General features: G+C 66.3%; 24 protein-coding genes. 6 read left to right on the top strand and 18 right to left on the bottom strand.

Annotated elements, in window-relative coordinates:
* On the top strand, positions 1 to 876 hold the full coding sequence (locus QM707_RS14020; RefSeq protein ID WP_415002497.1) for a hypothetical protein: 876 nt from the start codon (positions 1 to 3) through the stop codon (positions 874 to 876).
* 8 nt (positions 877 to 884) lie between these two features.
* On the opposite strand, the gene QM707_RS14015 is transcribed toward QM707_RS14020, so the two are convergent.
* Genes QM707_RS14015 through QM707_RS14005 form a run of 3 tightly spaced genes read right to left on the bottom strand, consistent with a single transcriptional unit; the run spans position 885 to position 3,827 of the window.
* Positions 885 to 1,355, bottom strand: a complete 471-nt coding sequence (locus QM707_RS14015; protein WP_415002496.1) for a GNAT family N-acetyltransferase — start codon at positions 1,353 to 1,355, stop codon at positions 885 to 887.
* Positions 1,352 to 2,773, bottom strand: a complete 1,422-nt coding sequence (gene ntrC / locus QM707_RS14010) for a nitrogen regulation protein NR(I) (RefSeq protein ID WP_415002495.1) — start codon at positions 2,771 to 2,773, stop codon at positions 1,352 to 1,354. Before ntrC ends, QM707_RS14015 begins: the two co-directional genes overlap by 4 nt.
* Positions 2,766 to 3,827, bottom strand: coding sequence for a two-component system sensor histidine kinase NtrB (locus tag QM707_RS14005; protein ID WP_415002494.1), 1,062 nt, complete (start codon positions 3,825 to 3,827; stop codon positions 2,766 to 2,768). Before QM707_RS14005 ends, ntrC begins: the two co-directional genes overlap by 8 nt.
* A gap of 130 nt (positions 3,828 to 3,957) precedes the next feature.
* On the opposite strand from QM707_RS14005, the gene QM707_RS14000 reads away from it, so the two are divergent.
* Positions 3,958 to 5,895, top strand: a complete 1,938-nt coding sequence (locus QM707_RS14000; RefSeq protein WP_415002493.1) for an alpha/beta hydrolase family protein — start codon at positions 3,958 to 3,960, stop codon at positions 5,893 to 5,895.
* Positions 5,896 to 6,061: 166 nt separating this feature from the next.
* Positions 6,062 to 6,853, top strand: coding sequence for a hypothetical protein (locus tag QM707_RS13995; protein WP_415002492.1), 792 nt, complete (start codon positions 6,062 to 6,064; stop codon positions 6,851 to 6,853).
* Between the two features lie 9 nt (positions 6,854 to 6,862).
* On the opposite strand, the gene QM707_RS13990 is transcribed toward QM707_RS13995, so the two are convergent.
* A complete protein-coding gene (locus tag QM707_RS13990) occupies positions 6,863 to 7,321 on the bottom strand; it encodes a GNAT family N-acetyltransferase (protein ID WP_415002491.1) in 459 nt (152 codons plus the stop codon).
* Positions 7,322 to 7,341: 20 nt separating this feature from the next.
* On the bottom strand, positions 7,342 to 8,751 hold the full coding sequence (gene glnA / locus QM707_RS13985) for a type I glutamate--ammonia ligase (protein ID WP_415002490.1): 1,410 nt from the start codon (positions 8,749 to 8,751) through the stop codon (positions 7,342 to 7,344).
* Between the two features lie 538 nt (positions 8,752 to 9,289).
* Here glnA and QM707_RS13980 point away from each other — a divergent pair.
* Positions 9,290 to 10,108 (top strand): undecaprenyl-diphosphate phosphatase, encoded by an 819-nt coding sequence (locus QM707_RS13980; protein WP_415002489.1) that lies wholly within the window; start codon positions 9,290 to 9,292, stop codon positions 10,106 to 10,108.
* Positions 10,109 to 10,111: 3 nt separating this feature from the next.
* On the opposite strand, the gene QM707_RS13975 is transcribed toward QM707_RS13980, so the two are convergent.
* From QM707_RS13975 to QM707_RS13940, 8 genes are all read right to left on the bottom strand, one after another.
* Positions 10,112 to 11,119 (bottom strand): YheT family hydrolase, encoded by a 1,008-nt coding sequence (locus tag QM707_RS13975; protein ID WP_415002488.1) that lies wholly within the window; start codon positions 11,117 to 11,119, stop codon positions 10,112 to 10,114.
* Positions 11,119 to 11,922: a lysophospholipid acyltransferase family protein gene (locus QM707_RS13970; protein WP_415002487.1), complete on the bottom strand. Its 804-nt coding sequence runs from the start codon at positions 11,920 to 11,922 to the stop codon at positions 11,119 to 11,121. Before QM707_RS13970 ends, QM707_RS13975 begins: the two co-directional genes overlap by 1 nt.
* Positions 11,923 to 12,013: 91 nt before the next feature.
* A complete protein-coding gene (locus tag QM707_RS13965; protein WP_415002486.1) occupies positions 12,014 to 12,439 on the bottom strand; it encodes a hotdog fold thioesterase in 426 nt (141 codons plus the stop codon).
* A 74-nt stretch (positions 12,440 to 12,513) separates the two neighbouring features.
* Complete coding sequence (locus tag QM707_RS13960) at positions 12,514 to 13,122, bottom strand: YkvA family protein (protein ID WP_415002485.1); 609 nt, start codon at positions 13,120 to 13,122, stop codon at positions 12,514 to 12,516.
* Between the two features lie 164 nt (positions 13,123 to 13,286).
* Positions 13,287 to 15,113, bottom strand: a complete 1,827-nt coding sequence (locus tag QM707_RS13955; protein WP_415002484.1) for a phospholipase D-like domain-containing protein — start codon at positions 15,111 to 15,113, stop codon at positions 13,287 to 13,289.
* The gene (locus QM707_RS13950) at positions 15,110 to 15,706 is read right to left on the bottom strand and encodes a YceI family protein (protein ID WP_415002483.1); all 597 of its coding nucleotides are present in this window, start codon (positions 15,704 to 15,706) and stop codon (positions 15,110 to 15,112) included. The genes QM707_RS13955 and QM707_RS13950 overlap by 4 nt, the downstream gene beginning before the upstream one ends.
* A 4-nt stretch (positions 15,707 to 15,710) precedes the next feature.
* Entirely contained in the window at positions 15,711 to 16,187 is a 477-nt protein-coding gene (locus QM707_RS13945; protein WP_415002482.1) for a SixA phosphatase family protein, read from the bottom strand.
* Between the two features lie 28 nt (positions 16,188 to 16,215).
* A complete protein-coding gene (locus QM707_RS13940; protein ID WP_415002481.1) occupies positions 16,216 to 16,845 on the bottom strand; it encodes a ParA family protein in 630 nt (209 codons plus the stop codon).
* A gap of 121 nt (positions 16,846 to 16,966) precedes the next feature.
* Between QM707_RS13940 and QM707_RS13935 the strand changes: the two genes are divergently transcribed.
* Positions 16,967 to 18,454 carry an AAA family ATPase gene (locus QM707_RS13935; protein ID WP_415002480.1) on the top strand — a complete coding sequence of 496 codons (1,488 nt, stop codon included), beginning with the start codon at positions 16,967 to 16,969 and terminating at the stop codon, positions 18,452 to 18,454.
* Between the two features lie 3 nt (positions 18,455 to 18,457).
* Here the strand turns inward: QM707_RS13935 and QM707_RS13930 are convergent, their stop codons facing one another.
* The 5 genes from QM707_RS13930 to QM707_RS13910 all read right to left on the bottom strand — a co-directional run bounded on the left by QM707_RS13930 (position 18,458) and on the right by QM707_RS13910 (position 24,188).
* The gene (locus tag QM707_RS13930) at positions 18,458 to 19,003 is read right to left on the bottom strand and encodes a hypothetical protein (RefSeq protein WP_415002479.1); all 546 of its coding nucleotides are present in this window, start codon (positions 19,001 to 19,003) and stop codon (positions 18,458 to 18,460) included.
* Entirely contained in the window at positions 18,996 to 21,860 is a 2,865-nt protein-coding gene (locus QM707_RS13925; RefSeq protein ID WP_415002478.1) for an ATP-binding protein, read from the bottom strand. Before QM707_RS13925 ends, QM707_RS13930 begins: the two co-directional genes overlap by 8 nt.
* 5 nt (positions 21,861 to 21,865) lie before the next feature.
* Positions 21,866 to 23,062 carry an EAL domain-containing protein gene (locus tag QM707_RS13920; protein WP_415002477.1) on the bottom strand — a complete coding sequence of 399 codons (1,197 nt, stop codon included), beginning with the start codon at positions 23,060 to 23,062 and terminating at the stop codon, positions 21,866 to 21,868.
* A 138-nt stretch (positions 23,063 to 23,200) separates the two neighbouring features.
* Complete coding sequence (locus QM707_RS13915; protein WP_415002476.1) at positions 23,201 to 23,647, bottom strand: PA2169 family four-helix-bundle protein; 447 nt, start codon at positions 23,645 to 23,647, stop codon at positions 23,201 to 23,203.
* A gap of 97 nt (positions 23,648 to 23,744) precedes the next feature.
* A complete protein-coding gene (locus tag QM707_RS13910; protein ID WP_415002475.1) occupies positions 23,745 to 24,188 on the bottom strand; it encodes a hypothetical protein in 444 nt (147 codons plus the stop codon).
* Positions 24,189 to 24,550: 362 nt separating this feature from the next.
* Here QM707_RS13910 and QM707_RS13905 point away from each other — a divergent pair, with 362 nt between their 5' ends.
* Positions 24,551 to 24,712 (top strand): DUF1328 domain-containing protein, encoded by a 162-nt coding sequence (locus QM707_RS13905; RefSeq protein ID WP_415002474.1) that lies wholly within the window; start codon positions 24,551 to 24,553, stop codon positions 24,710 to 24,712.
* Positions 24,713 to 24,723 lie beyond the last annotated feature (11 nt).

The raw sequence follows: 24,723 nt of genomic DNA, 5'->3' as shown, positions 1-24,723 counted from the left end.
ATGTCCGATCGCCTCTCCTGTCTCGGCGCCCTGGCGCTGGAACTCAGCCCCGGCAGCGCGCCGGAACACGCTTTCCTGGGCCAAGCGGCGGCGGGCGAGCTGGCCGAACGGATCGCGCGCGACCTCGCCCGCTTCGTTCCGACCGCGGCCGGGCTGGACCTGGCGATCGTCGCGGCGCTGTTCGACCCGGTGGAACTGCTGCGCCCGGGCTGGCCGCGGCATGCCGAGCTCGAACGCCTGATCGCACAGGCGCCGGCGCGCGGCGATGCGCGGGTCATCGCGTTCGGTGCGCGAGACGGCATCTTGCCGGCCTCGCTGGCGCCGGAGGCGGACTATGCCGGCGGGCCGCTGCGCCTGCTGCCCTTCGTGTTGCGCGGCGACGACGCGACGATGGCGCAGGTCGGCGCGGCCCTGGAAGAGACCCTGCTCGAAACCGGCATGGCCGCCGCCGACACCGCCCTGCTGGCGCAAGACCACTTTGGCGCGGCGATCGAACACGCGCGTTACCTCACCGCGCACGACCTGGCGGCGATGACGGCGATGCAGTACGAGCACGCCGGTCTCGCCGCCTTGTGGCCCCTGATCGAAACGGCCCTGCTGGCGCCGGAGGAACGTTGCGCGCTGGACGCGCCGCCGGAACCCTTGCTGCTCTGGCGCGACGGCGCGGTGCGCATCGCGCGTTTCGACGTCGACACATGGAAGGCTCGGGGCTACGCGCCGCACGACGCCGATGCCGCACGCGAAGCGCGTGCTTACGAACGCTTCCTGATGCGGCAGAAGCAGATCGCGGCTCTGCTGCAGGGCCATGCGCTGAATGTCGTCTTCGTGGATTGCCCGGTCGACACCGACCCGAGACAAAGACTGGATCGCGGCTGACGCCGCTCCTACTTGCGGATCTCGTACATCCGATAACCCGCATCGGCCATGCCGAGCTGTTCGTAGGTGCGTTGCGCCCATACGTTGTCGCGTTCGACGTAAAGGCGAAGGCCGTACACGTCCGGTTCGGCGCGCGCCAGTTCGCGCACATGCGCGAACAGATGGCGATACACGCCCACCCGGCGATGCTCCGGTGGCACGTAAACGCTCTGGATCCACCACCACCAGGCATTGCGCCAATCGCTCCACTCGCGCGTGTACATCATCGTGCCGGCCGGTTCGCCGACGCGCTCGGCGATGAAGTAGCAGCTGCGTTCCGGATCGGCCAGGCCATTGGCGATGCCGGGCTCGACGATGGCGATGTCGAGCTGCTTCTGTTCGGTTTCCAGCGCCATGGCTTCGGCCCAGCGCACGAGCAGCGAAAGGTCTTCGCGGCGTGCGGCGCGGACGACGATGTCGGCGGCTTGGACGGGCTTCATGGACGTTCGCGCGGAGAGCGGGTGCTACCGAGTTTACGCGTCAATGTGTTGCGGCCCAAGCCGAGGCGTTCGGCGGCCTTCTGCCGGTGCCCGTCGGTGTGCTCCAGTGCCGTTTCCAGCAACACCTGGTCGAAGCGCGCGCGCAGCCGCTCATGCAGATCGCTCTCGCCGCGCGCCAGCGCGCCGGCGACGGCGTTCGACAGCGACTGCGACCAATCCCCGGCAGCGCTTGCCGGCATCGCCGCGGGCTCGAACGCGGTGCGCAGATCGCGCAACGTGATGTTTTCGCCGGGCGCCAACGCCGCAAGCCGCCAACAGAGATTCTCCAGCTCGCGCACGTTCCCCGGCCAATCGTGCTGTTCGAGACGTTTCAGCGCATCGGACTGGAAACGTTTGGCGGGGGCGCCGAGCTTCTGCGCAGCGGCCACCAGGAAACGTTGCGCCAGGGCCGGAATATCGCCGCGACGCTCGCGCAAGGGCGGCAGGCGCAGGCGCACGACGTCGAGGCGATGCAGAAGATCGGCGCGGAACCGGCCGTCCGCGACCAGGGTTTCCAGCGCTTGATGAGTAGCCGCGATCACGCGCACGTCCACGCGGATCAGTTCGCGCCCGCCGACGCGGAAGAATTCGCCTTCGGCCAGCACGCGCAACAGGCGCGTCTGCAGCGAGGCCGGCATGTCGCCGATCTCATCGAGAAACAGCGTGCCGCCGTCGGCCTGTTCGAAACGTCCGACGTGGCGTTTGTTCGCGCCGGTGAACGCGCCGGCCTCATGGCCGAACAATTCGCTTTCGAGCAACTCGGCCGGGATCGCCGCCGTATTCAGGGCGACGAAAGGCTTGCGTGCGCGCGGCGATTCGCGATGCAAGGCGCGCGCGACGAGCTCCTTGCCGGTGCCGGTTTCGCCGGTGATCAGGACCGACAACGGGGCCTGGGCGAGCCGACCGATGGCACGAAACAGTTCGCGCATCGCCGGCGCGTCGCCGACCAACTCCGAGCGGGCGACGCCGGCCGCTTCGGGCGGGGCCGCGATATCGACATCGCTTTCCGCCTGCGGCATCGCCCGCGCCGCCAACGCCACTGCTTCGTCCAGATCGAAGGGTTTGGACAGGAACTCGTGCGCACCGCCGCGGAACGCGCCGGCCGTGCTGGCGACATCGGTATAGGCCGACATCACGATCACCGGCAGCTGCGGCCTGCGCGCTTTCAGCAGGTCGAGAAAACCCAGGCCGTCGAGGCCGGGCATGCGCACGTCGGTGAAGACCAGGGCCGGCGCCGCCTCGGAATCGAGCGCGTCCAGCGCGGCGCGCGCGCTATCGTAGGACTGCACGCGATAACCGGCGTCGCGCAGCGCTTCGCTGAGCACGTAACGCACGGCGCGGTCGTCGTCGACGACCCAGATCCGCTGCGACTCAGTCATCGCCTGCCTCCTCTTCTTCCGGATCGGCGACCGGCAACAACAGGGTGAACACGGTATGGCCCGGACGCGAGCGGTATCCCAGCGAACCGCCGTGTTCGCGCGCGACCTGCTGCGCCAGCGGCAAGCCGAGCCCGGTGCCTTCCGCACGACCGGACACCAGGGGCAGGAAGATGCGCTCGGCCAGGTCCTCCGGAACGCCGCGGCCGTCGTCGGCGATCTCGACACGCAGGGCCAGGCGATGCGATCGGTCGCCGATCAGGACATGATGTTCGGCGCGCGTACGCAAGGACACCGTGCCGGCGCCGGATTCGAGCGCATTGCGCACGAGATTCCACAACGATTGCGTCAGGCGATCGGCATCGCCGAACAGATCGGGCAAGCTCGGATCGTAGTCGCGTACGAGGCGCACCGCCCAGCCGGCCTCGGCTTCGGCGAGCTGGCGCACGCGTTCGAGCACGGTATGGATGTTCAGCGCAACGAGCTCGCGCGGCGGTGCCGGATTCATCAGGCGATCGACCAGCGCTGCCAGGCGATCGACTTCGCTGCCGAGCAATCCGATCAGTTCGCGTTCGTCTTCACTGTCGCCGCGCTGCTGCGCGCGACGCGCAAGCAGCTGCGTCGCGCCCTTCAGGCCGGCGAGCGGGTTGCGGATTTCATGGGCAAGCCCTTTCAGCGCGGCCGACAGCGCCGCCGGCAGCGCGGTGGCGGGATCCTCGCCGGGAAATTCTTCGGCCGGATGGGCTTCGAGGCGAACGCCGTCGTGGTCGTCGCGCGACAACCAGATCTCGGCGAAATGCTCGCGTCCGAGCGGCGGCCCGAGCTGCGCGCGATGCACGCGCAAAGCCTGCCCCGGATCGGGCAGGCGTTCGAGCAGGGCCGAGAGACGGCCGTTCTCGCGATCGAGCTCGTCGAGCATCAGGCCTTGCAGGCGACGCGCCCCGACGCCCAGCCAACTGGCGAAAGCGGGATTGCAACCCGCCACGCGGCCCTCGCCGTCCAACCAGGCGACGGGGGTGGCGAGCTGGTCCAGGTCCGGGCGATCAGGGACACTCATTGCACCATCATAGTGCAAACCTGACGGATCGCGCAGGGGCCAGTGCGACGGCGCCCACAATTTTCCGCCGGGCGGATCACGACCGACATCGACTGCGGCAAAATTGCCGGCCTGATTCGAGGAGTTCTCCATGCACCACCGTTTCCTGCCGGCCTTGTTCGCGACGGCCCTTTCCCTGGCCTCGCTGCCGCCGGCGCTCGCCGACGATGCGCCGCAGGCCGACGCGCTGACGCAATCGCTTCTCAAGCGCGCCGAGTTCGAACAGTTCCGACTGTCGCCGAACGGACAGCTGATCGCCATCGAGCGTCGCATGCCGGAAGGATCGGTCGTCTCGATCCACAAGCGCGACACGCTCGAACCGCTGTTGAACCTCGACCCGGGCAAGGGCGGCGAGATCAGCACGATCATCTGGCTCGACGACGAGCGCATCATCGTCGGCGCCAATCGCGTCGACGGCTATTTCGGCATGACCATGGTCGAGCCGAAGCTGTCGGTGATCCGCATCGACGGCGGCGATACCTTCCAGTTGCCAGGCACCTTCTATTCCACCCTGGACGACGACCCCGACCACATCCTCGTCTACCGCTGCTCGCCGACCAGCAGCGGCGGCAAGTGCATCCCGCAGCTGCGCAAGGCCGACGTCAATAAGTTGCGCAAGGCCGGCGACCTGCTGGTGGAAGGCCCGGCCGACACCGGCATGCTGGCCGATCGCCGCGGCAACGCGCGCTTCGCCTACGGCACCGAAGACGATGGCACCACGCGCTCGTGGGTACGCGACAGCGCCGGCACTTGGTCGATCTTCAACGACAGCAGCAAGACCGGTGTCGACATCATTCCCCTGCTCGTGGCCGCCGACGGCAGCTACGGGCTGGTGCAGAGCCAGCGCAAGCAAGGCACCGACATCATCGAGCGCTACGATTTCGCCACCGGCGCGCGCACGCCGGTGTACACGAACGAAGCCTCCGATCCGATCCGCATGCTGCGTTCGCTCGATGGCAAGGACATCGTCGGCGCGCGTTACCAGCCGACGCGACCCACCGTCGAGTTCTGGAACAAGCAGCATCCCGACGCTCAGATACTGAGCGACCTGCACCATGCTTTCCCGGGGCAAGAAGTGTTCGTGCACAGCGCCTCGAAAGACGGCCAATGGATCATCGTGCTGGCGACCAGCGATCGCGACCCCGGCACGTTCATCCTGTTCGACCGCAAGGCGATGAAGGCGAAGCTGCTGTCGCGTCGCAAGCCCTGGATCGATCCCGCCAAGCAGGGAAAGCAGCAGTCGGTGCAGGTCGCCAGTCGCGATGGCGTGCCGCTGCACGGCGTGCTGACCTTGCCGCCGGGCAGCGACGGCAAGAACCTGCCGCTGGTGGTGCTGCCGCATGGCGGTCCGTTCGAGATCTTCGACGAATGGGGTTACGACCCGGAGTGGCAGATCCTGGCGCAACATGGCTACGCGGTGCTGGCGGTTAACTTCCGCGGCTCCGGCGGTTACGGTCGCCAGTTCGCCGACCGCGGCCTGCGGCAATGGGGCGGTGCGATGCAGGACGATATCGCCGATGTCACGCGCCACGTGTTGGCGCAGGGCATCGCCGATCCGAAACGCGTCTGCGTTTACGGCGCCAGCTATGGCGGTTATGCCGCGATGATGCAGCCGATCCGCTACCCCGACATGTACAAGTGCGCGATCGGCCTGTCCGGCGTTTATGACTTGTCGAAAATGTATCGTTGGGGCGATATCCGGCGCAGCGACTACGGCAAGGCCTATCTCGAACGCGCCCTCGGCAAGGATCCGGCCGAGCTCGCGGCGAATTCGCCCTTGAACCAGGTCGACAAGCTGAAGGTGCCGGTCTTCCTGGCGCATGGCCGCCTGGACGGCCGCGTCGACCTCAAGCATGCGCTGCGCATGCGCGAAGCACTCGAAGAACGCAACGCGTCGCTGGAGTTCTTCGAGATCCCGCAGACCGGTCACAGCATCACGCTCGACCGCTACGAGTACGAGTTCTACGCGCGACTGCTGCGTTTCCTCGATCGCAATATCGGCGGCAAGGCGACCACGGCGGCGAACTGACGTTCTCGTTCCGCTTGCGAGAGCGCGCAGAAGGAAACGGCCCGGATCTCCGGGCCGTTCTTTTCTGGCGACGACAAACGCATTGCCTTCGCATGCCCCGCAAGGGCGGGCGACGCATACAGCCGCCATTCGGAGTGCCCGGCGTCGCCGTTGCTATCATCGACCCATGCCGCTCGGTCGTTTTCGCTACGCCCTCTTCGCGTCCGGTGTCGCGCTCGCGACGCCGGCGCCTGCGGCGACGATGATTCCCGACTCGCCGCCGGACATGAATCTGTGCCTGCAGACCGCTGCCACCCGGGTGCCCATGCCGGCGCAGCAGGCCCTGGCGCGCATCGAGGGCTTCCCACGCAAGCTGCTGGCGCTGCGCAGTTACCTGCGCGCGGAGAAGGATCTCGCACTGCGCTGGAGCTGGACCGACGAGCAGATCCGCAGCTACGAAGCCTCGCCGGAATATGCGCAGGCGATGGAGCAGATCGCACAGGTGCAACGGCGTTTCGCCGCGCTCAATCCCGGTTATGCGCTGTACGTGAACCGCGAAGTGCGCAGCCTGGATCTGCAACTCCAGCGCTGGAACAGCAACGCCTCCGTCGGCAAGACCGCCGACGCCTTGGCGGCGGCCGCGCGCTCGGTCTGCAAGCCCGGTAGCGAGAGTTTCGCGGCATGGCTCGCGGCCTGGGTGCCTTCACCGCCGCCGAACCTGGCCGCGCCCGGCCTGTCGCCGCATGGTCAGGCGCGCGCCTTCGATTTCCAGATCAAGCGCGGCGATGTGCTGATCGCCGGCACCGATTCGCAGCGCATCGCGCAGGACTGGGTGCGCACGGGCTGGACGAAGAAGCTCGAGCGCGCCGTGCGCGAGGCCTCACCCGCCTTCGTCGGCCCGCTACGCACACCGAACGAGCCCTGGCACTACTCGTATGCGCCGGAGCGGCTGGCCATCCCGGCAACCATCCCACGTTGAGGCGCAACGCTAAGGGAGTTCGCGACTGAAGAACAGGCTGTTCGGATCGTCGTGGTAGTCGGAGAACGGCGGGCAGCGCACGAAACCGAAGCGTTCGTACAGGCGATGCGCCGGCGCGAAACCGTCCATCGATCCGGTTTCGAGGCTGAGCCTGCGCAAACCGCGTTGCGCGGCTTCATCGAGGATGTGTTGCAGAACAAACGCGGCAACGCCCTGGCGAAGGAAGGCGGCCGCCGTGCGCATGGACTTGATTTCGCCGTGGGTCTCGTCGAGACGCTTCAACGCGCCGCAGCCCATCAAGGACTCTTCGCGCCATACGCTCCAGAAGCTGATGTCCGGCTGCAGCAAGGCGTGATGGTCGAGCGCGTGGATGCTTTCGGGCGGCGAAAGCTGCGCCATGCCCTGCAGATGTTCGTCCAGCAACCGGGCCACCGCGGGGTGGCCCGGCCCGATGGCGCGGATTTCCATGCGCGCTGTCGCGTCGACCATTACAGGCCGTAGTACATGCTGTATTCCAACGGGTGGGTTGCGGCACGGAACTTGGTCACCTCGCCCATCTTCAGCTCGATGTAGCTGTCGATGAAATCGTCGGAGAACACGCCGCCGGCCTTTAGGAAGTCGCGATCCTTGTCGAGGGCTTCGAGCGCCATGTCGAGCGAGTGGCAGACCTTCGGGATGTTCTTTTCTTCTTCCGGCGGCAGGTCGTACAGGTCCTTGTCGCTGGGCGCGCCCGGGTCGATCTGGTTACGGATGCCGTCGAGGCCGGCCATCATCAGCGCGGCGAACGTGAGGTAACCGGAGTTCATCGGATCCGGGAAACGGATCTCGATGCGGCGCGCCTTGGGGTTGGTGACGTAAGGAATGCGGCAGCTCGCCGAACGATTGCGGGCCGAGTAAGCCAGCATCACCGGCGCTTCGAAACCCGGCACCAGGCGCTTGTAGCTGTTCGTCGTGGAGTTGGCGAAGGCATTGATCGCACGCGCGTGCTTGAAGATGCCGCCGATGTACCACAACGCGATCTGGCTCAGGCCGCCGTAGCCGTCGCCGGTGAACAGGTTGGTGCCGCCCTTGGCGAGGCTCTGGTGCACGTGCATGCCGCTGCCGTTGTCGCCGACGATGGGCTTGGGCATGAAGGTCGCGGTCTTGCCGTTGCGATGCGCGACGTTGCGGATGACGTACTTCATCGTCGACAGCTCGTCGGCCTTCTTCACCAGCGAATTGAACTTGGTGCCGATCTCGCACTGACCGGCGTTCGCGACCTCATGATGGTGCACTTCGACTTCCTGGCCGACGGCGGCGAGCGTCTTGCACATCTCGGCGCGGATGTCGTGCAGCGAATCGGTCGGCGGCACGGGGAAATAGCCGCCCTTCACGGTCGGGCGATAGCCGTGATTGGCGCCGCCCTGCTTGCCGCCGGTTTCCCAAGCCGCTTCATCCGAGAAGATCTCGTACATGACCTTGCCCATGTCGTTGGCGAAACGCACGCCGTCGAAGATGAAGAATTCCGGCTCCGGACCGAAGAAAGCCTGGTCGGCGATGCCACTGGCCTTCAGGAAAGCTTCGGCGCGCTTGGCGACGCCGCGCGGGCAACGCGAATAACCCTGCATCGTGGCCGGATCGAGCACGTCGCAGATCAGCACGAGGGTCGGATCGGCGTAGAACGGATCGAGGAAGGCGGTGTCGGCGTCCGGCAACAGGATCATGTCGGACTCGTTGATGCCCTTCCAACCGACGATCGACGAACCGTCGAACATCTTGCCGTCTTCGAACAGGGCCGGTTCGATGATGGAAACCGGGAAGGTGACGTGGTGCTGGGTGCCGCGCACGTCGGTGAAACGCAGGTCCACGAACTCGATGGCGTGGTCCTTGATCAGCTTGTTGATGTAGTCGAGGGACATGGGATCACTCCGGCAGGGAAGGGGACGCGAAACGAGAGCAATGGGCGTGCCAGGACCGGTCCGGCAGTAACCCTTTGTTTCTCAAAAGTTTGCTTCAGCCGCGTGAGCGCCATTAGCACCAAGATGGTGCTTCTTTGGTTTTATCTGCACCATTACGAGCGACATGCCCTCAATCTGGCGCGAAGGGGCAAGGATGGCGGAGGTCGCTTAAGTCGCCGCCCGATATCGGCTTGGTTGAGGAACCCCCGCCGTCCTCGACCTCCGTCGAAATCCGTCGGCGCCATGATCGAAAGGCCTGCCCCACCAGCGGTCTCCGAACGCCGCCGAATGCCTTCCCGCCTCGCTGGTGCTTTGTCCAGGCTGACCTCAGCGACTAGAGGCCGGTGCCGGCGACTGTTTTGACCAAGCCGATATCGGGCGGCGACTCAAAATGGTTGCCGGCACCGGCCTTCGCCACGCCGTTAGCGGTCAAACGCATGCCCACTGCGCGCTTGCGACAATCTGCAACAATGTCGCGCCGCCCCCACGAACGAAAAGAATGAGCGATCTGCTGGCCGCGCTGTTGCTCGGCATCATCGAAGGCATCACCGAATTCCTGCCGATCTCGAGCACCGGCCACCTGCTGATCGCCGAACACTGGCTCGGCGCGCGTTCGGACCTGTTCAACATCTCGATCCAGGCCGGCGCCATTCTCGCTGTCGTGCTGATCTATCGCGAACGCCTGTGGCAGCTGGCCCTGGGCTGGCGCGAACGCAACAAGCGCGACTATGTCCTGAAGCTGGCACTCGCTTTCGGCGTCACCGCGATCTTCGGCGTGATCGTGAAGAAGCTCGGTTTCGAATTGCCCGAGACGATCGCGCCGATCGCCTGGGCGCTGCTGATCGGCGGTTTCGTCATCCTCGGCGTCGAAGCGATCGACGCACGCCGCCCCGACCTGCCCGACGACGACCCGGACGCCATCGGCTGGGGCACCGCCGCGCTCGTCGGCCTGGCGCAAGTGGTTGCCGGCGTGTTCCCGGGAACCTCGCGCAGCGCCGCGGCGATCTTCGCGGCCCTGCTGTTCGGGCGCAGTTCGCGCGGCGCGGCGACCGAGTTCGCCTTCCTGGTCGGTATTCCGACGATGTTCGCCGCGACCGGTTACGAGCTGCTCGGCATGCTCAAGGATGGCGGCGTGGCGAACGAGGACTGGACCGCGCTCGGCGTCGCTTTCGTCGCGTCGGCGATCACCGCCTTCGTCGCGGTGAAATGGTTGCTCGGTTACATCCAGACGCATCGCTTCACGGTATTCGCCTGGTATCGCATCGTGTTCGGCGGGGCGTTGCTGGCGTGGTTGTATTTCGGTGCAACAACCAGCTGAGTTTCAGGCCGCCTGCGTCGACGAGGTTTCGCCCAAGGCTTCTTCCAGTCTTGCGGCGACCCAACGCTCGGAATAGCCGCGCAGGTCCGAGCCTTCGATGAAACCGCAGTGGCCGCCGTGTTCGGCGATCTCCAGGCGCGAATGCGTCGGTAGCTGCAAGGCCCGCACGGTATCGATCGGAATGACCGGGTCGTCGGCCGCCGCCAATACGCTGACCGGCACCTGCAATTGCGACAAGCGCCCGCCGGCGATCGCATAGCCGTCGAAATAATTCTCGAGGCTGCCCTTGTCGGTATGGCGTTCGACCAACCAGCGCGTCAGGCCGCGCAGATCCTGCGCCAGCACCTTCTCGTCGTAGTCGTGGTGGTCGGGAAACAGCGCGCGCTTCTTGCGCAGCGAATCGCGCCACTTCTTCAGGAAGTACCACTGGTAGATCGCCGGCGCGGTTTCCAGCGCATGCAGGATCGCGGCCGGATCGATGGCAGGACAAACGGCGGCGGCATGGCGCAGGCCGATGCCGGCCTCGGGCGCGGCCAAAGCCAGGCGCAGCGCAAAGTTGCCGCCGAGGGAATAGCCGGCGGCGAGAAAGGCCGGTGCCGGATAGTTTTTTTCTATCCAGGCGGCGGCTTCCACCACTTCCTGCAGGCGGCAGGAATGGAAGATCTCGCGGTTCAGGTGATGGCTGTCGCCGTGGTCGCGGAAGTTGAGCCGGAACACATCGAAGCCGCGCGCCAGCAGGTGCGCGCAGGTGTGGCGCATGTAGCTCGATTCGCTGCTGCCTTCCCAGCCGTGCAACAGCAACACCAGCGCCTTCGCTTCGCGCCCCGACAAGGTGCTGTGGGAGCCTTGCAGGCGCACGCCGTCGCCGGCTTCGACCACGACATCCTGCGTGCGCGCGCCGATGCGTTGCAGCGCGCGCAATCCGGCCGCGCGGCGCAAAGGCAAGGAACTCAGCACCGACTGCAGGTGCGGATTGCGCAGCAATCGTGGCGCGCGATAGGACGGCACCATCAAGCCTCCGGTGCCGCTGCCATCGCCGCGACGATACGCTCGCGGCAGGTGTCGGCCATGCGGCGACGGCCATCTTCGCTGGCAGCGACCGGTTCGAGGAAATGCACTTCCGCCACGCGTCCCGGTTCGCCGAGCAGGCGCAGGAAATTGCCCATGAAGTGCTCGCGCGGCGCGAAGGCGACGATGGCCTGGGCATTGCCCTTGGCGCCGTATTTCACCGCCACCGGCTGCGCCGGCACGTTGGCCAGCACGGCTGGCTGGAAGATGCGCGCATGGAAGACGCCGATGGCGCGGCCATCGGTGGTGCGGCCTTCCGGAAACACGCCGACGGCGAGCCCACTTTCCAGGCGCTGCACCATCTGGTGCATCACGCCATGCAAGGATTCGTTGTTGCCGCGATGGTGATAGATGGTGCCGCCGCGACTGGCGAGCCATCCGATCAACGGCCAGCGTTCGATTTCCGCCTTCGCGACGAAACCCATCCAGCGCTGGCTGTGCAGCAGGGTGATGTCGATCCAGCTGACGTGGTTGGCGACGAACATCACCGCGCCGGGCAAAGGCGTACCGTAGCGACGCGTGCGCAGACCGAAGCAGCGCAGCATGATCTTCGACCACATGCGTACCGCCCAATGGTCCAGGCGCTCGCCGCGGAAGGAAAACTTCGCGCACAGGCCGTTGATCATCAGCATCGTGATGGGCAGGCCGACGACCACATGCAGGAGCAGGGCCGGGAATCGCCAGAGGTAGCGGAACGGCCGGCGCCAGTCGGAAGAAGGCGTCACCGCGTGGGGGGCAGCGGACATTGCCGCGATTGTGCCCGAAGCCGATTAGAGCCTGCACCCGACGCGGGCGTACGCTTCGCGCCTCGGCGGCCCTGCATCCTGCCCGGTCGCTTCAGCCCCGCATCGCCAGGGTCAGGCGCGAGACGCAGCTCAGGCGCCCTTGCGCATCCTCGATGCGGACATCCCAGACCTGGGTCCGGCGCCCGACGTGCAGCGGGCGCGCCGTGCCGACGACATGGCCCTCGGTGACGGCGCGCAGGTGATTGCAATTCAACTCCAGGCCCACGGCCTGTTGCTGCATCGGGTCGTCGACGCAGAGATTGGCGGCGACGCTGGCCAGGGTTTCGGCCAGCACGGCCGAAGAGCCGCCATGCAGCAGGCCGTAGGGCTGCTTCGTGCGGGCATCCACGGGCATCGTGGCGCGAATGAAGTCTTCGCCCAGTTCGGTGAAGACGATGCCCAGATGGGTCAGGACCGTATTGGCGCCATGGGCGTTGAGTTCGTCCAGGGAAGGACGTCGCTTGAACGGGCCGGTCATGCGGGCGTGCTCGCAGTGCTAGGGAATCGCCCGGAGCGCCTCTCGGGCGCTTCGGGCCATGGACAGGCTGCGCCTCAGCGCACGCGCAGCATGCTCGGGCGCCAGGCCGAGGTGTAGCCGGCGCGGGCATAACCGGAGCTGTCGCCGTAACCGGTGCCGAAATCGCGGGCCGCGCGGCGGTGCATGCGCTCCTGCAATTCGGTGCGGCGCGCGTCGAGCCAATCGGCACGACCGACGGTGGACGGATCCTGGCCGCGACGGCTGGCTTCGTTCTGGCGGAACTCGCAGAATTCTTCGTAGGCGTCGAGTTCGTGCTTGAGTTCCTTCACGCACATTTCGATGGCGATGGCATCGTCGAAATAGCCCAGTACCGGTACGGTGTCCGGGATGATGTCCTTCGGATCGGCGAAGTACACCAAGGCCGACAACACGTGCTGGCGATCGGCTTCCGGCAAGGCCCAGCCTTCGTCGCGCAACATGCCGATCAGCGCGTCCAGGCGCTCGAGGCGCACGGCGATGAAATCCGGCACTTCGTGCTTGGCCGCGCCCTGCAGCAGCTTGCCGGCCGCTTCGATCACCGCTTCGGGGCTCATGTGTCCCGCCGCGTCGCGCGCAGCCTTGATGGCGTTGTTGAAGTGCTCCAGATCGCGGTCGGAGAGTTCAAAGCTGATGGCAAGGGGCATGGCTGCTTCCGGAAGGCTTCACGAGACCTCGCAGCCTAGGCGCAGGCGCAGGCCGCGTCAATGCTGAAAGGTCGGGGTTCTGGGCGTATGGAACGACATGGAATACGCCGATTTGCAGGACGGGCGGCCATGTCGCCATCGCCATGCGGCCCGTCGCGGAACGGTCACAGGATGGGGATGAGACCGGCCCCGAACGCCGTCAGGATGCGCGTATAGACCGATTTCAGGCTCAGGTTCACTTCCGGGAAATCCCCGACCGCCTCGTAACACTGGTAGAACTTCGGGTCGCCCGGCGGCAAGGGTTGGCATTCGGGCTTCAGCTCGAAACTGGTGGCATAGGGCAGGGGCCAGATGTCGAAGATCGGCAGCTTCTCGGAAAGCTTGCCCAGGTTGTAGTTGAGCTGCGCCACCACCGGCAGCTTTTCCCGCGGTGCGATCGTCCAGGCGTTTTCGGGCGCCATGTCGTTGCGGATGCTGGCGGCCAGTGCGCTGGCGAAGGCCTCGTCGTGCACGACGACCATGCTTTCGGTGTTGTAGTCGGCCGAGCGCGGATCGAAGTTGTGGCTGCCGACCACGCCGATGCGCTCGTCGATCACCATCGACTTGGCATGCAGCCCGATGCGCACGCCGGCGCGCTTGAGCGGCACCGGGCCATCGTTGCGATCGTAGTTCACCTTTGCCGCCGGCTCCCCCGGCGGAGGTTGCGGCAAGTCGAGTTTGGCGCCGGTGGCCGCGAGATCGATCGGCGCAGTCAGCGGAAACGGCTTGAATTCGTGGATCTCGAAACCGAGCTCGCGCAGGTACAGGCGCTTGTACTTGTGCGACATCGCATAGACGGGGAAGGCGTCGGTGGCCGCCAGCGAGTTGGTCGAGACCAGCACCAGCGGCGGATCGTCGCGACGGTACATGCGGCGGAACATCTGCCGGGCCGGTCGCGACATCACCAGGTAAGGCGTCTGCACGAGCAGTTCTTCCTGCGTGCTCTCCAGCAGTTCGAGCAGGGCGCGCGAAGCGTCGTCGCGGCTCTTGCCGGCGTCGTCGTGCTTGATCGGCAGGTCGCCGAAAAAATCCACCCGGCCCACCTGCAGCAGGGAGGGCGACAGGCGCGCGAACACGGCGCTCGCGTCGCCGGCCGCAGCTTCCATCGCCAGCACGCGCTCGCTGCGTTCGAGCTCGGGCCGTCCCGGCGGGCCCTGGTTCGCCAGCAGCACCTCGGCGACATCGCCCAGCCGCGAGGCGGGCTGCGACCGCGGATCGGTCCAGAACGCCTCGAAATTGCTCACCATCGCCGCGGCCACCGGCCCGGCGATCAACAGTTCGCGATCGCGATAGTTGTACTTGTCGTTCCAGTCGTAATAGTCGTCCTGGATGTTGCGGCCGCCGATGATGGCGCTGTGACCGTCGACCACCATCAGCTTGTTGTGCATGCGCTGGTTGATGTCGCGGAACTTCAGCACGATGCCGGCGAAGAACTCCAATGGCGCCACCCGGGCCTGGTCGAACACGGGGTTGTAGACGCGCAGTTCGAAATTGCGGTGGAAGCCGGCCAGCTCGGCCTGCAGTTCCGGATCGGTCAGGCCGCCGAGCTGGTCGAGCAGCAGGCGCACGCGCACGCCGCGTTTCGCCGCCGCCATCAGTTCGTCCAGCACCAGCGTGCCGCTGTCGTCGCGATCGAAATGGAACGTCTGCAGGTCGATCGAGCGGCGCGCGCTGCGGATCAGGTGCACGCGCGCGAGCAAGGCGTCCTGGCCGCGATCGAGCAATACCACCGCATGACGCGGCGCCGCTTCGGTCGATGCCGCCACGGCCTGCGGACCGAGATCGTGCAGGGGCGAGGCGAGTTCGCAACCGCTGTCCGGGCATTCGATGTCGGTGGCCTGCGCGCGCTCGGCGTACTCGCTGGCTTGGAGGCGCTGCTGCGGCGACAGGTGCGCGCAGGCACCCAGCGCGAGCGCGAACAAGGCGAGGGCGAGTCGGTGGATCAGGATCAAGGAGGCGCTCCCGGACGCAGGCGGACCTGCAGGTCGATGTCGACCTCGTCGCGCAAGGTCAGGCGGTAGGCGCCCATGCCAAAATTATGCCGATTCACCCGCCCGTTCACCTGAAGCAGGCATTCCGTCGCGGTCGGGCCGCAATTGCCGGGTTTGAGCTCGAACACCACCGGCCGCGTCTGTCCGCGCAGGCTCAGTTCGCCATGCAGTTCGCCGCCATGCTGCAACACGCTGTCGGCAAAGTGCCCGGAATGGAAACGGATCTCGGGAAATCGATCGATCGCGAGGAAGGCATCCGAGCGCGTGAGGCGCTCCATCCAGCCCGGCCCCTTGAAATCGAGGCTGCGCGTGTCGATGCGCACCTGCACCTGCCATCCGGTCTGCGCCGAACCCCGCAGCTCGCCCTGTACTTCGCGAAAGCGTCCGCCGGACCGCGGCAACAGGCGCGGATGCGTCCAGAACTGCGCGACCGAGGCCGGACCATCGATCGTCCAGGCGGTCTGCGCCGGCATCGCAGGTCGCGCGCTCGTCGTCGCCAACGCCGCACCGGCGCACAAACTCAGGCAGAACGCGAGGCCCTGCCGCAGGCCCATCGGATCAGGGCCACCAGAAAGCGGCGAGCTGCGCGATCCCCGGTTCGAGCGCGGCTTCGGCCGGCAGGCGCAATACCGCGATGCTGCCGGCCGGCATGCCGCGAAAGTCGCCGGATTGGCCCGAGCTCATCAGGGCCGCGACCTGTTCGAGGCCGGGGTTGTGCCCCACCAGCAACACGCGGCCGATATCGCGATGTTCGTCCGCGACCTGGACCAACGTTCCGGGCGTCGCTTCGTAGATGCGCGCCTCCTGCCGCTGGTCGACGTATCCGACGACCTGCAGCACCTGCTCGAGCGTTTCGCGAGTGCGTCGCGCCGGCGAACACAGCACCAAGTCGGGCACCAGGTTTTCCTTTTTCAACCATTGCCCGGCCATTTCGGCTTCGGCCTGGCCCTGTCGCGACAGCGGCCGATCGATATCGTCCTGGCCCGGCGCGGCGGACTCGGCATGGGCATGGCGCAGCAGGATCAGTTCGCGCATTCGTTCTCCCCGTGGATGGCGGTGGGCCTCAGGCTTTCTTCAACCAACGCAGCAGCGGCGCCCAATCTTCCTGATGGCTGCGGATCTGTTCGGAGTGATAGTCGAACACCGATTTGCCCAACGCGACCATCAGCACATAGGCCTGGGTGTCGCGCAGCTCGGCGACCAGCGGATAGGGCCAGGCCTTGAGCTGCGCCATCGCCTGCTGCGAGGCCGAGGTCCAGGGCTTGAGCCGATTGCCGACCAGGCCGACGCGCACCTTGCCTTTCTTCACGCGCGGATGCACCGCCAGCGTGTTGAGGAAGGGCACGGCCGCTTCGAGGTCGATGGTCGAAGGCAGGATCGGCATGACGACCACGTCGGCCAGTTCGAGGAAAGCGTCCAGTTCCTCGGCATAGGCGCCAGCCGGTGCGTCGATGACGATGCGTTGTGCGTCGTCGGGCACATGTTTTTCCCAGTTGCGACGCGTGCCGTCGACCGGCAGTACCGCGGTCGCCATGCCGGCGCGCTTCTCGCACCAGTGCGTGGAAGATTTCTGCCGGTCCGCATCGACCAGGGCGGTGCGCTTCTTGTCCAGCGCGAAATGGGCGGCCAGGTTCGTGGACATCGTGGTCTTGCCCGCGCCGCCTTTCGAACTGGCGACCAATACCGTGCGCATGACGGACCTCTTCGCTGAGGGGGTCTGGGCACTCTACAAGGCCCGCGCCGGGGAAGGAAGGCGAGGCCCCGCGGCCGGCGTCTTGCTGGTATCTTGCGCGCTGCCACGCCGCTGCCCCGCCATGTCCGAACTGCAAGACCTCGCGTCGCTGATCCGCGCCAACACCCCCCTGATCGTCATCGAGACCCCGGACGAGGGTCGGGTGGTGGACCTGTTCCGCCATGTGCTGCTGAACGTGTTCCGCGCCCTGTACCGGTGGTCGATCACCGAAGGCCTGCGCCGGGTGGACCTGGACCGGGAAGACCCGCCGGAAACCGCCCCCGACATCAGCACCACGCTGCAGGCGATCCGCGGCCACGACCAGCGCGGCATCTACCTGCTGCTCGACGCCGCGCCCTATCTCGGTTACGCCAGCACGCAACGCACGATCCGCGAGATCGCCCAGCGCCGCGGTTGCGAAGAACACACCCTGGTGCTGGTCGGCGGAAAGGTCGAGCTGCCGCCCGATCTCGAAGCGCTGGCCGTGCGGTTCTCGCTGCGCCTGCCGGACGAGAACGCCCTGCTGAAGATGGTCAAGGAAGAAGCCCTGGCCTACCAGCGCGAGAATGCCGGCCGTCGCGTCGAGGTCGATCCGAACGCGCTGACGGCGATCGTGCGCAACCTGCGCGGACTGGCCTTGAGCGACGCGCGCCGCATCGCCCGGCATCTGATTTTCAGCGATGGCACGATCGGCGAACGCGACCTACCGGAACTGGCCAAGCTCAAGTTCGAGCTGCTCAACAAGAGCGGCCACCTGCATTTCGAATACGACACCGCGCAATTCGCCGACGTCGCCGGACTCAATCGCCTCAAGCACTGGATCGGCCAACGTCGCGCCGTGTTCGCCAATGCGCAATTGCCGCCGGGGTTGGATCCGCCGAAAGGCATTCTGCTGCTCGGCGTACAGGGCTGCGGCAAGTCGCTGGCGGCCAAGGCCGTCGCCGGCGGTTTCGGCGTGCCGTTGATGCGCCTGGATTTCGGCACGCTGTACAACAAGTACCACGGCGAAACCGAGAAGAACCTGCGCGACGCGCTGTCGGCCGCCGAACAGCTGGCGCCCTGCGTGCTGTGGATGGACGAGCTTGAGAAAGGCCTGGCCAGTTCGGGCAGCAGCGAAGACGGCGGCGTGTCGCGGCGCGTGCTCGGTTATTTCCTGACCTGGCTGGCCGAGCGCAAGAGTCGCGTCTTCGTCGTCGCCACGGCCAATGCGGTACGCGAACTGCCGCCGGAACTGCTGCGCAAAGGCCGCTTCGACGAGATCTTCTTCGTCGACCTGCCCGTTCTCGAAGTCCGCATGGAAATCTTCCGCCTGCACCTGCGCAAACGGAACATCGAACCGTTGCGTTTCGGATTGCCGGCGCTGGCGGACGCGGCCGAGGGGTTTTCCGGCGCGGAGATCGAACAGGCCGTCGTCAGCTCGCTGTACGCCGCGCACGCGGCCGGACAGGAGCTCGACCAGGCCACGTTGCTGGCCGAACTTCAACAGACGCGTCCGTTGTCGGTACTGATGGCCGAACAAGTCGCGTCGCTGCGCGAATGGGCGCGCACGCGCACGGTGCCGGCGGATTGATCGCTACTCTGCCGGGCGCGTTCGCCACTTGAACCAAAAGGGCGGCAGCTGGTAACGCTTTCCGTCGACGTATTCGATGCATGTCGGGCCAGGAAGGCCATCGTCCAGTCGCAACTGTATGCGCGGACAACCCCGCACCTGCAGGCTGCCGGTTGCATCGACGGAGACGGGTTCATAGAAGATCACCAGGCTCTGCCGTCCCGCGCGATTACGCGTGTATCCCATCCAATGCGGTTCCATCGCGACCCGAGGATGAAAGCTGTTTTCTCGAGCGATCCAAAAGGGGCGCCCTTCGCGCATCGCGCGCTCCAGGCAGCGCAACGCTGGCGAAGCATCCATGCCCCCTGCAACCTGCCCGCAATCGAGGGCGTCGGGTCCGGCTAGCCCACGCATGCGTGCGAAAGCCTTTTCCTGCGTGAGCTCGGTAGACCGATAGTTGTCGGACCAGTTCGCGAGCCAAATCGCTACCCCGATCAACACCAATGCTGCGGCGGTAGCGAAGATCGCCTTCGCCGCGCGCCCCGCCGTCCATAGCTCGAATTCAGCCATAGTGCTGCTTCACATGCAGCGCCAGCCGCCGTGCCGCCGTCTGCACATCGGCGGTCAGCGGCAGCAGTTGCGGCCAATCGTTGCCCTTGGCGGCGAGTTCGAGTTCGGACGCGGCCAGGGCCAGTTCGCCGGCACCAACCAGGCGCGCGGCGCCTTTGATCTTGTGCGCTTCGCGTGCGAGCTGCACGGCATCGCCGGCCTCGCGCGCGCGTTGCATCGCGACGAGATCGCGACTGCAGCTATCGAGGAAATCGTCGAGCACGGCGCGCATTTCGCCGCGATCGCCGCCGGTGAGTTGTTCGAGCACGGACGCATCCAGGGCCTGCGGCGCGCCGGAGACCTGCGGCAGTACGGGCGCGGCCAGTACGGGCGTCGCTTCGTCCGCCGCTGGCGCCGTATGCGGCAACCAGCGCCGCAGGCACGCCGCAAGATCGGGAATGCTGACCGGCTTGGCCAGGTAATCGTCCATGCCGGCCGCGAGACAACGTTCGGCCTCGCCTTTCAAGGCAGCCGCCGTCAAGGCGATCACCGGCGTGCGCGCCTTGTTGTCGCGCGTCTCTTCCTTGCGCAGCGCGCGCGCCATTTCGTAACCGTCCATCACCGGCATGTGCACGTCGGACAGCACCAGGGCGAATCGTCCGCTACGCCATTGCTCCAGGCCTTGCTGACCATCGTCGGCCGTCTCGCACAGGTAACCGGCGAGCGCGAGCTGGCGTCCGACGACGAGCCGGTTGGTCGGGTGGTCGTCCACGACGAGCACAAGGCTGCGTTCGCGTTCGGCCTGCTCCAGCGTCGGCAGGGCGCGCGGCTGGAACTGGGCGGCGGCGCCGGGCGCATGGATTTCCGGCTCGATGTCCTCGACGCGGCCACGCGGCAACGACACGCGCAGGCGCAGGCTCGTGCCGGCGCCGGGCGTGCTTTCCATCGTCACGTCGCCGCCCATCAGTTCGGCCAATCGCCGACTGATCACTAGACCGAGTCCTGTCCCGCCGAATCGGCGCGTCGTGCTGCCTTCGGCCTGCTGGAAAGGCTGGAACAATCGTGCCTGTTGTTGGGGCGTGACGCCGATGCCGGTATCGGTGACGCGGAACACGAGGCGATCGCGATCGTCCTCGCGGCCTTCGTATTCCAGCACGGCCTCGACGAAACCGGCTTCGGTGAACTTGATCGCATTCGACAGGAAATTCGACAGGATCTGCCGCAGGCGCAAGCCGTCGGCGACATGCGCGGCGCCGATGCGCTCGGCGGTGGCCACGTTCAGCACCAGGCCCTTGCTCGACGCCGCGCCGGTGAAATTGGCGACGGTGGACTGCAGCAGGCGACGCAAGTCGATCGTGCTCGGCGACAGTTCCAGCCGGCCGGCCTCGACCTTCGAGAAGTCGAGGATGTCGCCGATGATCTGCAGCAACGATGCGGCCGATTGCTGGATGACGTGCACGGTGCGGCGCTGGTCGGTGTCGAGGGCCGAATGCGAAAGCACTTCGAGCATGCCGGTCACGCCGATCATCGGCGTCCGGATTTCGTGGCTCATCGCCGCCAGGAAGGAGCTCTTGGCGAGATTGGCGTCGCGCGCGGCCTGCTCGCTGGCGCGCAATTTGGTCTCGAGCTGCTTGATCTCGGTCAGGTCGGTGGCGACGGCGAGATAGCCGACGACCTTGCCGGTTTCGTCGCGCATGGAGGACGTCGCCATCAACACCGTCAGGGCGCCGCCATCCTTGCGATTGAGCGTCCATTCCTGCGGCGGCAGGCCTTGCTCGATCATCACCGGGATCACGCGCTCGTCGGCGGGCACGGGCCGGTCGAGCGCGGCGGTCAGGCGATCGGCGATGCGTTGCACTTCGTCCTGGCGCATCAGGCGGTTGATGTTCCTGCCGCCGATCATCTCGCCGGCGCGATAGCCGGTCAGCTTCTCGGCGTAGGGGTTGAAACTGGTGAAGCGACCGTCGAGGTCGATCGACATCACCGCCACGCGCGCGGCGGCGAAAAGCGAGCGCTGGAACACTTCGCTCTGCTGCAGGCTCGCACGCACCTGTTCGTTGCGCAGCAGTTGTTCGTTGAGTTCGGACTCGAAGCGCCGCACCTCATCGCGCATCATCAGGAAGCTGTCGAGCACGTCGCCGAGCTCGCCTTCGGCGCGGAAGCGCGGCACCGCCATGTAGTCGTGCCGGCGCATCTGTCCGGCCAGGTCGCCCAGACTCTCCACGCCCTTGTAGATGTTGCGCAGGATGGTTTGGGCGAAGAACGCGAAAGCAGCCAGGCCGATCATCGTCAGCACCAGGCGCAACCAGGCGGCATCGCGCGCGCGCTTGGCCGCGGCCTGCACGCGCCGGTCGGCTTCGATCAGCTGCAGGTCGCTCAGGTATTTCAGCCGCGTGGTGACCGGGTCGATGGCCGGATACAGTTCGGTATCGGCGAAACGCCCGAGCGCGACGATGTCCTTGCGCTGCAGGATGCCGCGCAGGGTGCGGCCGGCGCGATCGGCGCGTACTTTCGCGGTTTCGATCTGCGCGATCAGATCGCGCTGCTCCTTGCCGGGCGAAGACTGCCGCAAGGTGCGCCAGTGCGCGTCGACCCGCTGTTCGGCCGCCGTCAACACCTGCAGGCCCTCTTCCCAGCTCATCAGGTAGTTGCGCACGCGGAAGGTGGTATCGACGTAGTCGAGGCCGTAGGCGTCGGACACCGCCTTGATCCGCCGCATGCTGACCAGCGAATCGTCGCGCAGCTGTTCCAGCGCGTCGGCGTTGAGACGGCGTTCGCGTTCGTCCAGCGCCTGCACGATGACGGCACCGATCAGCACGATGCCGAACAGGCCGAGGAGCTGACGGCGGATGCTGAGCTTTTTGCCCAGGGCGAGCATGTTGCTCAGTGTTTGGTCTCGCGCCAGCGCTGGATGGCGGCCGGCAGTTCTTCGCCCGCCACCGGCCGCGAGATCAGATGGCCCTGGGCGTAATCGCAACCGAGCTGGGCCAGCAACTGCCACTCGTCCATCGTCTCGACGCCTTCGGCCACGACGCTGATCTCGAGCTTGCGCGCAAGGTCCAGGCTGGCTTCGATCACGGCGCGCTTGCGCGGCTGGTCGGGTGCGCCGCCGACGAAGCCCTGGTCGATCTTCAGTTCGGTGAACGGGATCTGCGACAACTGCGCCAGCGAGGAATAACCGGTGCCGAAATCATCCACGCTCAGGCCGAAGCCTTTCAGGCGCAGGCGCGCCAGCATGCCCAGGCCACGCGCCGTATCGCTCATGACCGAACTCTCGGTGATCTCGAGGATCAGGTATTCCGGCGACAGGCCGTGCTCGTTGACGATGCGCTCGTAACGGTCGGCGACTTCGGGGCCAACCAGGTTATGCGCCGAAACGTTCACCGAAATACGCAGGTCCAGTCCAGCGCGTTTCCACTCCTGCCACCAACGGCAGCTCGCCGACAGCATGTGCAAGGTCAGATCGTCGATCAGCCCGCCGTTTTCCACCAGCGGGATGAAGACCGCCGGCGGCACCATGCTGCCGTCGGGCAAGCGCCAGCGCGCCAACGCCTCGACACCGACCACCTTGCCGTTGCTGAATTCCGCCTGCGGCTGGAAATAGGGCTGGATCTGATTGTTCGCCAGGGCATCGCGCACCTGGTCGAGCGTGACTTCGACCGCAGCCGCTTCGCCGACGGGGCCGGGGCCGGCCTCGAACATCGACAGCACGTGCGTGAGCTTGCCGGGCGACAGGGGCTTCTCCACCGCGCCGAGCACGCGCAGGCCGGAAGCCTTCGCCATGACCTGCACCGTATGCAGCAGGGCCGGATCCATCGCGCTGACCACGGCGATCGAGCGCGCCAGGCGCTCCTGCGCCACATGACCGATGAACTCGATGCCATCCATGCCCGGCATGTCGAGATCGACCAGCACGACATCCGGCGGCGTCTCGGTGCGACGCAACAGATCCAGGGCCTGGATTCCGTCGGCGGCTTCGGTCAGTTCGGCGATACCCAGGTCCGACAGCAGGCGCAGCCCCAGCCGACGCTGGAACCCGTGATCCTCCACCAGCATCACCCGCAGACCGGCCAGGCTCATCGCGTCCCCTCACGTGAACTCAGGCCTCGACTCTACTCGTCGCGCTGCCGGCACGGAAGAGCGCCCCGACCCGCCATTCCTTGGCCGGGCCGGGGCGCCTTCGGGGTTGCTTGTCCTTTCCTGATCGCGCCACCGCGCTCAGTGCGGCTTAACGTTGTATTGCAGGCTGCGGATCTCGTCGTGCATGCGTTGCACGTCCGGCAGATGCTGCTTGGCCAGCTCGCGCACGCGCGGCGAGTGATCGGTGGTGCTGGCGATGCGGAAGGCATCGAGCACGCGATCTTCCTGTTCTTCCACGTGGTTGAGGAAGCTCTGGTTCGGGTCGCTGGACATCTTGGCGGCGATGTCGGCATAGCCCTTGCGCAAGGCGCCGGCCCAGGTGCCGTCGGTATGCGGCACCTCGCCCTGCAAGGCGATCTCGGCGTTGAGGTCCGAAGCGATCGCCGTCTTCAGGCTGCGAAAGCGCGAGTAGGTCGCCGCGATTTGCGAATCGCTCGTCAGCTTCTGCGCTTCGTCGTAGAAGGCGATGCCGTCATTGAGGGCATGCACCAGTTCGACCAGAGAATGACTAGGCGTATGACTCATGTTGTCCGTCTCCTTTCGTCGGCATTCCTGCCGTTGAGTGCGTCATGTGTGATTGACGCAGCCGGCGCCATGCAATCTGCACCGGCTGCGATAGTGCTTACTGTTGGATTGCGTCGGCCGCGGCCTTGGCCGCGTCGCGCGCGGTCTGGGCCGCTGCCTTCGCCGTTTCGTAAGCGGCTTCCGCCGTCTTGTTGCAGGCGCTTTGCTGGTCGGACGGCAAGGCATCGCAGCGTTCCTTGGCGACCTTCAGGTCGCCATCGGCCTTGGCCAGGGCCAGGTCGTACTGCGCGTCGGCGTTGTCGGCGCTGGCGTCGGCCTGCGCATCCATCTTGTCGGAACCGGCGTCGGCGGCGACCACGTCCTCGTGGCCCTCGGCGGCCGTGACCGCGGCATCGTGCGCGGCGTCGGTGACTTCCGTCTGCGCTTCCGCCTGCGCCTCGGCGACATCCTGGTTGGTTTCGCTCGGCGTCTCCTGGCGATTGCAGGCCGACAAGGCGAGCGTCATCGAAAGGGCGAGCAAGGTGGGGGTGAGCTTGTTCATGGCGACTCCATGTCAGGGTGAGCTCGTGCTCGTGGTGAACGCATCAAGTTCCGTGCCACGCGGAAACCGTGAACAAGCGCGCGCTTCACACGCCTCGCGACGGCTTTGCCTCGCTGTTTCGCCCGATGCAGATGGCGACGATGTGCACATTGCGGCGTCGCCACCGACCATCGCGCCGAATGCACGATGCCCCGTCGTCGCGATGCATATCGCAACATCGCCGGTCGACTGGAACGCCGCCGCGCCGCGCGTTGGCGCCCGAAATGGCGCATTCCGGTGCGATCGCAGGTGTTGGCACGGAATGTGAGAGGTACTTTCCGACAGGCGAAGGAAGGCCTGCCTCGACCCTACGGAGAACGACCATGCTGCACTACGCCGTTGTATTCCTCGTCATCGCGCTGATCGCCGCCGTGCTCGGTTTCGGCGGCCTCGCCGGCGCTGCCGTCGGCATCGCCAAGATCCTGTTCTATGTGTTCCTGGTTCTGTTCGTGCTGTCGCTGATCTTCGGCCGTCGTCGCGCCTGACTGCGGCAAGC

The organism is Arenimonas sp., assembly GCF_047602345.1.
Taxonomy (GTDB): Bacteria; Pseudomonadota; Gammaproteobacteria; order Xanthomonadales; family Xanthomonadaceae; genus Arenimonas.
Note: the sequence above shows the minus strand (reverse complement) of the source record. Positions and strands in the feature narration are given on the sequence as shown.